General features: G+C 36.1%; 14 protein-coding genes and 1 tRNA gene. 9 read left to right on the top strand and 6 right to left on the bottom strand.

Annotated features, from left to right (window positions below; genetic code table 11):
- The 8 genes from COU51_01045 to COU51_01010 all read left to right on the top strand — a co-directional run.
- A partial coding sequence (locus COU51_01045) for a hypothetical protein (protein ID PIR66986.1) occupies positions 1-106 on the top strand: 106 nt, incomplete at its 5' end.
- Positions 107-218: 112 nt separating this feature from the next.
- Complete coding sequence (locus tag COU51_01040) at positions 219-575, top strand: hypothetical protein (protein ID PIR66985.1); 357 nt, start codon at positions 219-221, stop codon at positions 573-575.
- 6 nt (positions 576-581) lie between these two features.
- The gene (locus COU51_01035) at positions 582-1,208 is read left to right on the top strand and encodes a hypothetical protein (GenBank protein ID PIR66984.1); all 627 of its coding nucleotides are present in this window, start codon (positions 582-584) and stop codon (positions 1,206-1,208) included.
- A 128-nt stretch (positions 1,209-1,336) separates the two neighbouring features.
- Positions 1,337-2,314, top strand: a complete 978-nt coding sequence (locus COU51_01030; GenBank protein PIR66983.1) for a hypothetical protein — start codon at positions 1,337-1,339, stop codon at positions 2,312-2,314.
- An 86-nt stretch (positions 2,315-2,400) separates the two neighbouring features.
- Positions 2,401-4,164, top strand: a complete 1,764-nt coding sequence (locus COU51_01025; protein ID PIR66982.1) for a DNA primase — start codon at positions 2,401-2,403, stop codon at positions 4,162-4,164.
- A complete protein-coding gene (locus COU51_01020; protein ID PIR66981.1) occupies positions 4,157-5,524 on the top strand; it encodes an RNA polymerase sigma factor RpoD in 1,368 nt (455 codons plus the stop codon). Before COU51_01025 ends, COU51_01020 begins: the two co-directional genes overlap by 8 nt.
- Before the next feature lie 107 nt (positions 5,525-5,631).
- Entirely contained in the window at positions 5,632-6,357 is a 726-nt protein-coding gene (locus COU51_01015; GenBank protein ID PIR66980.1) for a hypothetical protein, read from the top strand.
- Positions 6,358-6,668: 311 nt separating this feature from the next.
- Positions 6,669-6,962: a hypothetical protein gene (locus tag COU51_01010; protein PIR66979.1), complete on the top strand. Its 294-nt coding sequence runs from the start codon at positions 6,669-6,671 to the stop codon at positions 6,960-6,962.
- A gap of 57 nt (positions 6,963-7,019) precedes the next feature.
- Here COU51_01010 and COU51_01005 read toward each other — a convergent pair whose 3' ends face one another.
- The 6 genes from COU51_01005 to COU51_00980 form a co-directional block, all read right to left on the bottom strand.
- Positions 7,020-7,424, bottom strand: coding sequence for a molecular chaperone (locus COU51_01005; protein ID PIR66978.1), 405 nt, complete (start codon positions 7,422-7,424; stop codon positions 7,020-7,022).
- A gap of 77 nt (positions 7,425-7,501) precedes the next feature.
- Complete coding sequence (locus COU51_01000; GenBank protein PIR66977.1) at positions 7,502-8,128, bottom strand: hypothetical protein; 627 nt, start codon at positions 8,126-8,128, stop codon at positions 7,502-7,504.
- A 65-nt stretch (positions 8,129-8,193) separates the two neighbouring features.
- On the bottom strand, positions 8,194-9,420 hold the full coding sequence (locus COU51_00995; protein PIR66976.1) for a multidrug ABC transporter substrate-binding protein: 1,227 nt from the start codon (positions 9,418-9,420) through the stop codon (positions 8,194-8,196).
- 5 nt (positions 9,421-9,425) lie between these two features.
- A complete protein-coding gene (locus COU51_00990; protein ID PIR66975.1) occupies positions 9,426-10,103 on the bottom strand; it encodes a macrolide ABC transporter ATP-binding protein in 678 nt (225 codons plus the stop codon).
- Between the two features lie 5 nt (positions 10,104-10,108).
- Complete coding sequence (locus COU51_00985; GenBank protein PIR66974.1) at positions 10,109-11,866, bottom strand: hypothetical protein; 1,758 nt, start codon at positions 11,864-11,866, stop codon at positions 10,109-10,111.
- Between the two features lie 222 nt (positions 11,867-12,088).
- Positions 12,089-12,988: a hypothetical protein gene (locus COU51_00980; GenBank protein ID PIR66973.1), complete on the bottom strand. Its 900-nt coding sequence runs from the start codon at positions 12,986-12,988 to the stop codon at positions 12,089-12,091.
- A 176-nt stretch (positions 12,989-13,164) separates the two neighbouring features.
- Here COU51_00980 and COU51_00975 point away from each other — a divergent pair.
- Positions 13,165-13,239, top strand: a tRNA-Asn gene (locus tag COU51_00975).
- Positions 13,240-13,390 lie beyond the last annotated feature (151 nt).

Genomic DNA, 13,390 nt, shown 5'->3' with positions numbered 1-13,390 from the left:
TGCAGGCGCATTTTTTTATTCACAACTTTCTGAACAGGTCGTATCTCATTGGAATATAGAAGGCGAAGCTGACGGATATCTACTAAAGTTTTGGGAAGTTTTTTAATGCCGGCAGTTGCTTTTATATCCATTTTGCTTTTTATGTTTCTACCGCAAATAGATCCTTTAAAAAAAATATAGAAAAATTTAGAAAATATTATAACTCATTTATTTTATTGATGGTTGTATTTTTTACTTATGTGGATGGACTGATTATTGCTTGGAATTTAGGTTATTATTTTAATATGGGTCAAGCAATATTGCCTGCGACTGGTGCATTATTTATTTTTATAGGAACGATTCTGAAACACATAAAAAGAAATTGGTTTCTTGGTATTAGAACGCCATGGACATTAACGAGTGATGAGGTTTGGGAAAAAACACACAAAATGGGATCAAGGCTATTTGTTGCGTCAGGTATTCTTGCTATTTTTAGCGCTTATTTTGAGGGGTATAGTATGTTTTTTGTATTATTTCCAATACTTTTTTCTGTTTTGTATCTTTTCCTGTATTCGTATTTAGTTTATAAAAAATAAAAAACTATGAATAGGACTTTACGATATCTAATGTTTGCAGACATTTTTTATTTTACCGGATTTGGGCTGGTTGCACCGATTATTGCCATTTTTATTAAAGATGATTTAGCGGGTGGAACGATTTTTGCCGCTGGTGTTGCCACTGCCATTTTTATTTTAGTTAAGAGCGCCGTGCAATTACCTTTTTCAAGGTATGTTGATAGACATGATAATAAATTACTGTGGCTAAAAATTGGATACGGAATGATAGTTTTAAATCCTTTAATCTATATTTTTGCAGATCATGTAAATTATATTTATCTTGCAGAAGCAATTCATGGTATTGGAAGCGGAATAGCGTTTCCTGCTTGGCTCGGACTTTGGAGCACACATTTGGATAAGGGTCACGAAAGTTTTGAGTGGAGTTTGTATTCAACTGTTATTGGTGTTGCAGCTGCAGTGACTGCCGGACTTGGCGCAGCTATGGCGGAATTTATCGGCTTTAATTGGACATTTGGACTTGTGGGGCTGTCTGCATTTGGCGGTTTTCTAACTCTTTTTGGTCTTAAAAAGGATATAGATAAGAAAGGAAAATCAAATTCAAAACAATACCATATAAAAAGAAAAATTTTACACAATCATAGGAATCATTAAAAATAGCTAATTTTAAACAAAAAATAGTACTGTATTATCTATTGATTTCAATTTTGTTTAGTGGTATATTTAGAAGATAATAATTATGGGAGGAATCTGGCAAAAGTCAGGGTTTTTTAATGTCATTTATGAAGCATAAAATTTATTACATAATAGGAATTTTTGTCATTATAATAATTGCGCTCGTTGTCGCGATTATTTGGACTTCAAAGGGGAAGGGTAGTGTTATTGATATTTCCGTACCCTCAAAAGAAAAAGCATTTATAAGATCTTCAAGCTTAATCCTTGGTCCGGGTACTATGCAGAATTTGTATTTTCATAAATCCGGTTGGTTTATAAAAAAGATTGAATTTCGTATGCCGGACTTAACTGATACCAATTATAAAATTCAAGCTCTCGTAACAGTTAAGGGCGAAAAACCAAGAATAGAGGATTGGAGCACAGTGGGAAAGAAAATATTTTGTTTAGATAAACGTGATGAGCGTTTTAATGATGTTGTGCTTACCGTAATTAATGATTCTGCATCATCGACCTTAAAAGAAGAAATTCAAGTTTTTGCAATGAGAGAGGGATGTAATGAGTGGAGTGGTTCTGTTAAGTATGAATGGACGGATACAAAAGAGAAAAAGAATGAGCAAGGAATACTTCAGGCAATCTTTACTTTAAGAGAAAATGCTTATGCAACAGAGTTTGTTGTTGCTGATGGCGGATATGCATATAATTTTTTAGGATGCAGCCAGGAAGAAAAAACAAAGACATATACAATTATTGGTGATGGAAATTTAGGTGAAAACACTCTACGCTTAGAGGTAAAAGATGATGGAACATATTTATTAAAGCTTCCTTCAGCTTGGGGTAAAGCAGATAGCGCAAAAGAATATTTAAAAAGAAAATCAATTTGTATCTACGGAAAAGAATCGGGAGATATTGTTAACGATCTAGAAGAACAAACAATATATACACTTCCTGAAGTGGTAGCAGAAAAATTAGTATTAACGCCTGATCCGATTAGCGGAAACTTAAAAGGAAAAAGAGAGATTAGTGAAATTCTTGAAGACGGAACAGAAAGAAAGATAACTATTTCCTGGGATTTGGTAAGGCAATAATATAGATTGAATCCGCGAATCTATCTTTGCGAATAAACGCGAACCCGCGTTATTGGTGATATTAGGCCAGCGGGCAGGCAAATATCATGGATAATATTGAGCAAATAAAATCTCGCATAAATATCGTGGATTTTCTCCGCGAGTATATTGAGTTGAAAAAAGCAGGTGCCAATTATAAGGCGCTTTGTCCTTTTCATTCAGAAAAGAGCCCCTCGCTTATGATATCGGAAGATAAGCAAATATGGCATTGTTTTGGATGCGGAGAAGGAGGGGATATCTTTGGGTTTTTGATGAGAATGGAGGGAATAGACTTTCCTGAGGCTTTGCGTATTTTAGCAAAGCGTGCCGGTGTTGTTCTAAAACGCGAAGACCCAAAGCTAATTTCACAAAAGAGTAAACTCACAGATGTTTTAGAAGCGGCTGCATTATTTTATTCAGCAGAACTTTTAAAATCCCCGATAGCTACGGAATACTTGAAAAACAGAGAACTTTTCAAAGAAACGATTGATAATTTTCGTCTTGGTTTTGCGCCTCAATCGTGGGATGCCCTCACCTCTCATTTAATTTCAAAGGGCTTCAAAGACAGAGACATAATCTTGGCCGGGCTTGCGAATCAAAAAGAGATTGGTGGAAAAATATATGATCGTTTTAGAGGAAGAGTGATGTTCCCAATTTTTAATCATTATGGAACTGTTGTTGGTTTTACGGCCAGAGTACTGCCGGAATTTGATGATGGAAAGTTAGGAAAATATATTAATACGCCTGAGACGCCAGTTTATAAAAAATCACAAATTCTCTATGGTCTTAATTTTTCAAAACAAGAAATAAAACGTCAGGAATGCGCAATTTTTGTAGAAGGAAATATGGACGTAATCGGCTTATGGCAAGCGGGTTTTAAGAATGTAGTAGCCACTTCTGGTACAGCGCTTACGACAGAACAGGCAATTCTAATAAAAAGGTATACAAGCAGTATAATTATGAGTTTTGATGCCGATAGTGCAGGCATAGAAGCAGCGCTTAGAGGTATTGATGTGGCACTTAGAGCAGGATTGCATGTAAAGATTTTAGAAATACCTAAAAATGAACTTGGTGAACCAATTGTAAAAGACCCGGACGAGCTTGTAAAAAAAGCTCCAGAGCTTTGGAAAAAAGCAGTCCAAACCCCAAAACACATTATTGATTTTTATATTGACACTAATCTTTGTAAATATAAATTGGACGACCCGAAAGAAAATGCTGATTTTTGCAATTTAATTATTTCTCAGATAAAAAAAATAAAAACTTCTGTAGAAAGAGCTTTATGGCTAAAGAAGCTTAGCGTTATAACTGGTGTTCACGAAAGAGATTTGCGGGTAGAGATATTAAAAGGCAGACAGAATACCGCGTTTCCAATAGCAATAAAAGAGACGGAAAAAATTCAGGAGAAGAATATAGAATTTAAATATTTGGCGTTGCTTTTAGGTGTGCTCAATGAAGAAAGTCAGTATTTGCAAGCCGTTTCCTCGGATATGCTAAATCTTGAAATTGCCAAAGAGTTTTACAGGCATATTATTCTTTACTATAATGACAATAAGCTTTTTAATTTGGACAAGTTTCGGGCCTGGATTGAAGAATTAGGTAAAGATACGCTAATTTTAGATAAATTATTGCTTTTGAAAGATAAGGAATATGCCAATTGTACAGAAGATGAAGTTCAGAGAGAATTAAAAGCCTTATCTTTGTATATAATAAATAGTTATATTAAAAATAAAAGAAAAGTGTTGGAGAAAGAGATGATGCTTATAGAAAAGGAAGGTAATGACGAAAAAATGAAAAATATTTTAGAAGAATTTAAAAAACTAAATGTCTAAGAAAAATACAATTAAAAAGAAAGTCGTTAAGGAAAAAAAGAAGCCAAAAGCTAAGCGATTTGGTTTTTTTAGCAAGAAGACTAAACCGACTATCCGTAAAAAATCTGCGCCAAAGAAAAAATCTCTTCCTTTGAAAAAAACAAAGCAGGCTAAAGTTATAAAAAAGAAAGTTCAAAAAAAACCAGTAAAAAAAATCTCAACCGCGCTGAAAAAGACCGCTTTAAAGAAAGTTAAAAAACCAAAAGAGCGTTATCAAAAATCTGCTCCGCCAACTGAAGAGCAATTTGACTCGTTGTTACGAAAAGCGCAAAATAGAGGGTTTCTAACTGAATATGAGATAATCAGTTCCTTTCCGGAAATTGAAGATTACGTCCCTACCTATGAAGAGCTTTTATATCAATTGGATAGAATGGGATTGTCTATCTTAGAACAAAGAGAAGGTTTTTTGGGGCGTAGAGATGAAGATCGCGCAATGTTGGGACAGCCTAAGAGAGATGATAAGAAAGAGGGGAGAGTTTCTGTAGATATGTCTCTTTTGGCACCTGATTCAATACAGATGTATCTAAAAGAGATAGGCAAAATTTCTCTTCTTACTCCTGAAGAAGAAATTGCGCTTGCAAAAAGAAAAGAAAAAAATGATAAAGAAGCTGAAAAAGGATTGATTGAAGCTAATCTTCGTCTTGTTATTTCAATTGCGAAAAAATTTGTAGGAAAAAATATGTCCCTTTTGGATTTAATTCAAGAAGGAAACATAGGGCTATTCAGGGCTGTCAAAAAATTTGAATATAGAAAAGGGTTTAAGTTCTCTACATATGCGACATGGTGGGTGAGGCAGGCAATTACTCGCGCTCTGGCGGATCAATCACGAACTATTCGTATTCCTGTGCATATGGTTGAAACAATAAATCGTCTTCAGCAGATAAGTCGTGTTTTGGTGCAAGAGCTGGGAAGAGAACCTACTCCGGAAGAAATTGCTTTCGAAATGCAGGAAGATATTGAAAAAGTTAGGCATATACAAAAAATATCTCAAGATACGGTTTCTTTGGAGACCTCTGTTGGTAACGATGATGAGGATAGCAAGCTTGAAGACTTTATTGAAGATGTAAAGAATATTTCTCCGGATAAAGCGGCCGCGCGCCAGCTTTTGAAAGATTATGTAAGAAATCTAATTTCCGACCTTACTCCAAGAGAACAGAAGATTTTGGAAATGCGTTTTGGCTTAGGTGACGGCGTTACTCATACTTTGGAAGAAGTGGGGCGAGAGTTTGATGTAACCCGTGAGCGTATCCGTCAGATTGAAGCGAAGGCGCTTGAAAAAATACAAGAAAAGCGAGATATAAGAAAATTACGAGATTACTAGAATTTTTAATCATTTTTTCAGGAATATTTTACTAAAATAAGGCGCTATTGCCTTATTTTTATTTGTAGGATACTATAAATATAGCACCTTGAAAGGAGAGGGTAGCCATGGAGTATGAGAAGCAGAAATGTACCCTAAAAGAACGTTGGAATCGTAATAAATTGTTTTTTCTTGATTTTTATTATTGGAAAGAGACTGGCAGACAAAGTGAAGACGGTTCACCAATTCTGCAGAAACAGCGTCGCACTTTTATTGAGAAAACCACCGTTGTGTTGACGGCGCTTGTCGTTGACCTTATTTATAACGGTTTAATGATTCTGTTTTTGACCAGATTACTGAGTCAAGAAACTTTGCACAAGCATAGCTTTACGCTATGGAATTATGTTGTAAAACAAGACGTTCTGTCATTGCTCCAAGTTGGATTAACGAGAAGTTTGGTGGCATATATCTTTTTCGCCTGTATTCTTGCTCCTGTTTGGGAGGAACTTGCATTTCGATGGTATTGGTTTAGCAAGAAGTTGAGAAATCGCGACGAAGACGAAATTTTGAAACCTTCGGTTATCAAACGTTTGGGACGCAAGCCGATTTATCCTATTATCATTATTACCTCTCTGGTTTTTGGAGTTGTTCATGGTGGAGCAATCAATATTCTTCTCCAGGGTTTTGGAGGATTTGTCCTTTCCTATGTCTACTTGCGTAACGGGCGTTCTCTTGCCTCAGGAATGATTTTGCACTCTTTGTTCAACGCTTCGCTCATCCTGATATCTTATTTAGGCGCAAAGGATTCTTTGATGGCGGTGACCTTGCCATACTGGCTTGCACTTCCTTTCTAGCGCACAAAAATAGTCCCATGCAATATGGGATTTTTTTATTTCAAGAATAAGTTAGTATTATTTCTTTTTTACATCCTTTATGTATCCTTTTTTCTTTCCAACTACAAATCCGGCAATACCCAGAGTTACTATGAGTAGAAGCAGTCGCCTTAATTTCTTCATACTGCACATAAAATATTCTTTTAATTGTTATAATTTTATTATACCAAAAAAACTTGCTCAATGCGAATAGAGTATCCATCCTTCTTAAAATAAATATTGCCAAGGTTTATAAAAGGTGCTAAGTTAAAAGTAGAGAAGGAGGTGAAAAGATGGGCATGCGTAAATTAAAAGGGCTTGATCCAGAATATATGCACGATTGTTGTGGGGTTGGCAATAAAGAACTTCAGCGTTGTCGGTTTCTAAGATATGTGCATTTTAATGGCGAGCTTTGGTTGATTTGCGCAAAAGGAACTGCAGTTGGCATTAAACATTCACAAAGGGTAGATAATTTATTAAAAGAGTATCCGGATGGTAAGCACGGTGATATGACTATTGTTGCCGGTGATAATTGTGAAGGCAAAGCAGGAGAATTCGCCCATATGTTCAAAGAGAAACAAAACTAAAAGAGCCAACTTGGCTCTTTTTATAATAACGTTAGTAGCGCTTAAATTATTTATGTATTATCGTTCTTCTACTTTTATTTTTATCGACTTCTTGTTTTTTTCTTCTTTTGCTTTTGGGATTGATATGGTCAAAACCCCGTCTTTAAAGTTGGCCTCTGCTTTTTCTTCTTGCACAGGAACAGGCAGGCGAACACTCCTACAAAAACTTCCATGGCGAATTTCTTTTCTAAAATAATTTTTTTCTTCCACTTCGCTTTTTTGCTCTTCCGTGCTTTTTATTGTTAAAACTTCGTTTTCAATCGCAACCTCAATTTTTTTTGGGTCTACACAGGGAATTGGCGCTTCTGCGATTACTTTCCCATCTTTTTCATAAACATCAATCGGAAAAGCAGCTAATTTTGTATTAAATATATTTTCAAACTCGTCATCCATCCAAAATGGATTCCATTTTATAATAGGCATATTATTATTTTTCTTATTACTACTTTAGATTAAATAAAACGATAAGTTTTTTTAATTTTATTTTTTAAATATAATTATTACGATTGAGTTTCGGTTTGAGGAGTAGCTGGAGTATCTTTCATTTTTTTGATAACAGTTTCAGAAGAATAGAATATCAAACTTGAACCGCCGTCAGCAAGCTTTACGGTGATTGTTGTCTCGTCAATATTTATTATTTCTCCATTTGCTCGTCCGGTTGATTGGTTAATGCTTCCTGTACGCGTTCCTTGTCCGCCGGTAGCTGTTTTCCGGCTGGCTGTCATTTGGTCACGCATTTTTTGTCTTTTTTCATCAGTCATATTCTGAAACTGTGAAGCATCTGGGCGTTGTCCGATATTTGGAATGTTTGTGTCAGGCGATTGCCCGTCTTGTTGTGTCCCTTCCGGTTTTACAATTCCCTGCATTTTAGAAAAATCTCCAATAATAATAGTTTGCGCCGTGACACTTCCATCGCTATTTGTTGCACCCATCACAGATATCTTTTCTCCAAGAATAAGCTCGTCAGCACTTGCGTCATCAAACATATCATTATTCATAAAAGACGCTTGTCCGACCCTACCTGCGCGTCCGGTAGAGATTTCGTCGGTAGTATTTTTTTGGCACCCGGCACCCACCAATACAAAAGCAATCAAAAGCGCGAAAATAGAGATATATATTTTTTTCATATTTTATAATTATATGTCTCGCTAAGTAGGACGCAGTATTTATTTATAATTAAAATTGATAAGTATTACTCGTATCTCAATGCTTCTATCGGGTTTAGCGCGGCTGCGCGTCTAGCAGGGTAATAGCCAAAAATAATTCCAATTGCCGCTGCCACAAAAAAAGCTAATGCAACTGACCACAAAGAAACGTCTGTTGTCATTCCTCCAAATTTATTAATCAAAAGAGATACACCCCAGCCAAGCAAAACTCCTATTGCTCCGCCAATAAAAGTTAGCATCACGGATTCGCTTAAAAATTGCATACTGATGTCTTTTCTTTTTGCGCCTAATGATTTGCGAAGCCCTATTTCTCGCGTTCGTTCTGTTACGGTTGTGAGCATCATATTCATAATTCCGATTCCGCCGACTAAAAGAGAAATGCTAGCAATTGCCCCCAAGAGCATAGTTAGTGTGCCTGTAACAGATGACATTGTATTCATTATATCTGTTTGATTCATAATAGAAAAGTCAGCGCTTAGAGGATCTGATATTCCATGCCTTTTTAAGAGGAGGTTTGTAACATCTTCTTGGATGGATGTCATCATATTTTCTTTTTCTGCTTGTATATTTATATTGCTTACACTCTTACTACCCATAAAATAATGTTGAGCCGTGCTTAGGGGAATATATATCAAATCGTCAGCGCTTCCCATGCCGCTTCCGCCCTTAGCTTCAGTTACACCGATAACAGTAAATTCCAAACTGTCTATCCGAATTTTTTGTCCGATTGGATTTATGCCTTCTTCGAATAAATCATCTCTTGCCGTAGGACCTAAAATAGCCACTTTAGAAATTTTGTCAATATGAGAATCGGTTAAAAATGTGCCTGTTTCAAGCGCAAGTGTTTTTATGTCAACATAAGCCGGAGTTATTCCATAAATACTAGTGTTCGTATTGGTGCCTTTTGTTGTCTTTACCTGTTTCCTGGTTGAAACGGTAGGCGCTATACTCTTTATACCCGCTATCTGGTTTTCAATAGCGACCGAATCTTCTGATGTTAAGGTTGTAGCCGATCCCATTCCTCCACGCACAACAGACCCACTATTTTTTTGTACTCCCGGCATAACAATAAGGAGGTTAGAACCCAATGATTCTATGTTTGCTGTTATATTTTTTGTTGCGCCTGCTCCGATAGAAACCATAGCAATAACTGAGCCAATACCAATAACAATACCCAGAATAGTAAGGGCAGATCTTGGTTTGTTTGAAGAGAGAGAAAAATATGTTTCTTGAAATAAATCTTTTAAGAACATAGTAATTAGTTATCAGAAATTATTTGTCCGTCTTTTATTTCTATTGTTCTGTCAGTGTAATTGGCAACATTTTTATCATGAGTAATCAAGATTATAGTGTGCCCTTTTTCCGCATTCAATTTTTTGAAAGTTTCTAGTACTATCTCGCCGGTTTTTGAATCAAGGTTTCCTGTTGGTTCATCAGCCAGAATTAAATCAGGTTCGTTAACAAGGGCTCTAGCGATTGCCACTCTTTGCATTTGTCCACCGGAAAGTTCGTTTGACAAGTGCGTCCAGCGATCCTCTTCTAGTCCTGCGGCAGAGAGCGCTCGCTTAGCTTTTTTTATTCGCTCTTCCGGAAGAGTATTTTTATCATAAATTAAAGGAAGAGATACATTTCTTAGAACGGTTGACCTTGAAAGCAGGTTAAACGATTGAAAAACAAAACCTATTTTTTGTGAACGCATTTCTGCTAATTCGTCATCAGAAAAATCCAGAACACTCCTATCGTTTAATTTATAATTTCCTGTAGTAGGCCTATCCAAAACACCCAGAATATTCATTAAGGTTGATTTTCCTGAACCCGATGGACCGACAATTCCAACAAACTCACCTTTTTTTATTTCAAATGAAACATTATCCAAAACTTTAAGTTCAGAGGTACCCCTTTTATATACTTTTGTTATATTCTCGCACTTTATCATAAAAATTACTGTATTATTCTCATCACCGCTCCACTTCCTGCGTTGAAAGATCCGGAACCGCCAAAATTTTTATTCCCAGTATTTGAAGACGCGGAAGGTGTTGTACCACCCGTAGATATCGTCTGAGTTACTACCATATCGCCTTCATTTAGTCCGCTTGTAATTTCAATTAAGGTATCATTACTTATGCCGGTTTCAACTTGAGTTTTTTGTGGTTCCCCATCTTTTAAAATATCTACATAGCTTGTTTGTCCTTGAGTTTTTACTGCACCTAGAGGAACGGTTAAAATATTTTGTTTAGAATTAGTTATAATGGATACACTAACGCTCATTCCTGGTTTTATTCTGTCGTCATCTATATCAAAAGCGATTTGTACCGCATAGCTGACAATGTTTTGAGAAATGGTGCCAATAGAGTCTACATCTACAACTTCTCCTGTGATTGACAATCCTTCAACAGCGTCAAAAGTTAAAGTTGCTTTTTGTCCTACTTTAATGTCTGTTACATCAATTTCGTTTAAGCTGATTTCGGCTATTTTTTGTTTCGTTGTAATGGTTGCGCCTGCATTTCCGGATGAAAAGGAATTATTTTTTTCTACACTTAAGTCTGCAATTATTCCATCAAAAGGCGCGCGTGGATAGTATTCTGCTAAGTTTTGCTTTGCAGAAAGCAACGCGTTTTCTTTTTGTTGTACTGCCAAAGTTTTTAATCTGATAGTAATATTATCAGCCCCGTTCTTTACATCTTCTAACGCTTTTTCTTTTTCCATAAGTGTTATTTTTGCTTTAGGGATTGCGTCTTTTGCATTTTGAATAGTTCGTTTTATAGAGGTGGGCGTGCCAAGTATTTTATTCACTGACAATGTATAGTCTTGCAAAGTTTTTTGTTGTGACAATAGAGCGGAAGGGATTGTTGCCCCGTTTTGTTCAAGTATGTCTTTTGTAAAATTAACAAGATTTGTCATACTTTTTATTGTTTCCGAGATATTTTTTATTGTAGCATGGGTTTCGTCAGTTAGAGCATCAATTTTCACGGTTTCAGAATAGCCACTGATGTTTTTATAATTATCAAAATTTTTATCATAGCTATTTTTTGCTATTTTATAATTATTTTCTGCTAATTGTTTATATTTCAAAACTTCACCTCCATAATTTTGCGTTGTATCCGAATACCAATCAATATTCCATTGCGATGTTCCAAAATCATAACCAAAAAGAACGTCATAAAGATCTGTCATAATTTCAGGAAGATCAAAGAAGATGCTCGTTAAAGAGCTGAGTCCATCTTCATAGGAGCTGGAAAGATCTTCTATGGCTTTTTTTTCCGAAGATACTGCTTGATCGTATGCGTTCTGTGCTTGCATAAGGGTTAGCTGGTCTACTGGTTCAAGAATTTCTTCGAGATCTATTTTTGCACTATCCAAAGATATTTCTGCATCAGTTACGGATTTTTGCGCGTCAGTAGAGCTTATACTAAAAAGAAGAGTTCCTTTTTTTACTTCCTGCCCTTCTTTTACATAAACACCTGTAATATCGCCAGAAGCTTTTGGTTTAATATCGATTTGATTTAGTGAGCTTACTTTACCGGAGCCAGAAACGGATTGTATAATCATTCCTTTTTCTACGGCCGAAGTTATATATTTCGTTTCTGCTTGATTGCCTAATTTTTCATAACCAAAATAGCTTGTTCCGGCTATAGCAACCAGACAGATGCCTGATAAGATTTTTTTCCTCCATATTAGTTTTAATGTTTTTTTCAACATATATTTTTAGTGAGTGCCCTGAATATAATTCGGGATTATCTTATTGATTAAATTATAAAAATAGCTAAAAATACCAAAATTTATCAAATTTTTAGCCAGTACTTGTATATATGACGCTTTTATAGCTTATCTCTTACATATTATTATGGCAAGGCTACAAAAATGGAAGAATAATTTTTAAAATATAAAAATGAACATACCTATTGTATGTTCATAATTTGTTTATTTTCCTACCAAAAGCATTGAGGCATTGAATACTCTTTCCGCCTCCTCATAGCCGGTTTCAATCATTTGTCGAAACCATCGATTAGACGGAAGAAGAATAGAAAAATAAGTTCCTTTTGGCGAAAATATTTTTAGTACTTTTTCATTATCATATTTGTCCTGTCCGGCGCTATCGGCAAAAACTCGTTTAATGACAAGCGTTGCCGTCCGCCAAAAAACAGCTTCCAGACTTCTTCGTTTGCCAAATTCTTTTTGCGGTTTTGCTCGAGTCTTTTGTGTTTCAATCAAGTTAATGAGGACAACAGAGTCACAGCCCTTCTCAAAACATCTCTGAATCATAAAGTTTCTTCCTAAACCACCATCAATATATTGGCTTCCCCGGCTTTCCAAAAACATTGCCGGATAAAAAGGCGCGATGGCAGTGCTTGCCCAAAGAGCATTTTTGAAATCCGGGTCGTGGCTTGATACATATTCAACTCGCCCTGTATCCAAATTTAAAAGAGAAAGCTCTATATCCATATTTTCGCGCTGGTTGTAAATGTCAGCAATTTTGAGAATTTGTTCCTCAAGTTTTTTTGGTGAAAAAATAGAATTAATATGGCCGGTTTTTAACCATTCTTTCCAAGCAAGATAAAAAAAATGATGTGGTTTGACGTTTTCCCAAAATTTGCAGAGTTTTTCCGCGTCTCCATCTTTTGCTCCTAAAATAGAAGCATTGATTGTGCCGATGGAAGAAGCAACGATATAATCAAATCTGATACCTCTTTCTTCAAAAAATTTTAACACTCCAGCCTGAAATGGACCATGAAATCCGCCCCCAGGCAGAATAAGCCCGATTTTTTTATTTTTTGGCATCAGAAGTTCTCCTTGTAAATGTTCTAAACCCAAGCTTAGCATAATTATTACTAGGCGTAAACGGCGGGGGCATTTTTCCTCCCTCCGTACTCGGGGGGAGGTTAGGAGGGGGTCTTACTATTCCCATTGTTTTAGACTGCACCTCGGAATTTAATGTAAAAATATGCAGTTGACAATTTTTGAAAAATAATATAAAATAGTTTATAGTTATTCAATATTCCGGGGTAGCGCAGCGGTAGCGCAGTTGACTGTTAATCAATTGGTCGCGGGTTCGAATCCCGCCCCCGGAGCCAACCTAGTGCGTGTTTCGAGAGACCCATCTCCGTCCGAAGTGCCACTGGGTTGGCTAACTGAAAAAATACGTTAATTAACGTATTTTTTTGTATCTGTGATTTTTCTTGACGGGGATGGGGCGGAAAAAAGACAAACCATTCCCATCCCCGT

The organism is Parcubacteria group bacterium CG10_big_fil_rev_8_21_14_0_10_36_14 (genome assembly GCA_002772895.1).
In the GTDB taxonomy this organism is placed as follows: domain Bacteria; phylum Patescibacteriota; class Patescibacteriia.
This window is presented reverse-complemented; position numbering and strand designations above follow the sequence as displayed.

Excerpts from the sequence above, each read along its gene's own strand:
- COU51_01040 (PIR66985.1), top strand. The coding sequence starts at position 219 with ATGGTTGTATTTTTTACTTATGTGGATGGACTGATTATTGCTTGGAAT.
- COU51_01035 (PIR66984.1), top strand. The coding sequence starts at position 582 with ATGAATAGGACTTTACGATATCTAATGTTTGCAGACATTTTTTATTTT.
- COU51_00980 (PIR66973.1), bottom strand. The coding sequence starts at position 12,988 with ATGCTAAGCTTGGGTTTAGAACATTTACAAGGAGAACTTCTGATGCCA.
- COU51_01025 (PIR66982.1), top strand. The coding sequence starts at position 2,401 with ATGGATAATATTGAGCAAATAAAATCTCGCATAAATATCGTGGATTTT.
- COU51_00985 (PIR66974.1), bottom strand. The coding sequence starts at position 11,866 with ATGTTGAAAAAAACATTAAAACTAATATGGAGGAAAAAAATCTTATCA.
- COU51_01000 (PIR66977.1), bottom strand. The coding sequence starts at position 8,128 with ATGAAAAAAATATATATCTCTATTTTCGCGCTTTTGATTGCTTTTGTA.
- COU51_01005 (PIR66978.1), bottom strand. The coding sequence starts at position 7,424 with ATGCCTATTATAAAATGGAATCCATTTTGGATGGATGACGAGTTTGAA.
- COU51_01020 (PIR66981.1), top strand. The coding sequence starts at position 4,157 with ATGTCTAAGAAAAATACAATTAAAAAGAAAGTCGTTAAGGAAAAAAAG.
- COU51_01030 (PIR66983.1), top strand. The coding sequence starts at position 1,337 with ATGAAGCATAAAATTTATTACATAATAGGAATTTTTGTCATTATAATA.
- COU51_00995 (PIR66976.1), bottom strand. The coding sequence starts at position 9,420 with ATGTTCTTAAAAGATTTATTTCAAGAAACATATTTTTCTCTCTCTTCA.
- COU51_00990 (PIR66975.1), bottom strand. The coding sequence starts at position 10,103 with ATGATAAAGTGCGAGAATATAACAAAAGTATATAAAAGGGGTACCTCT.
- COU51_01010 (PIR66979.1), top strand. The coding sequence starts at position 6,669 with ATGGGCATGCGTAAATTAAAAGGGCTTGATCCAGAATATATGCACGAT.
- COU51_01015 (PIR66980.1), top strand. The coding sequence starts at position 5,632 with ATGGAGTATGAGAAGCAGAAATGTACCCTAAAAGAACGTTGGAATCGT.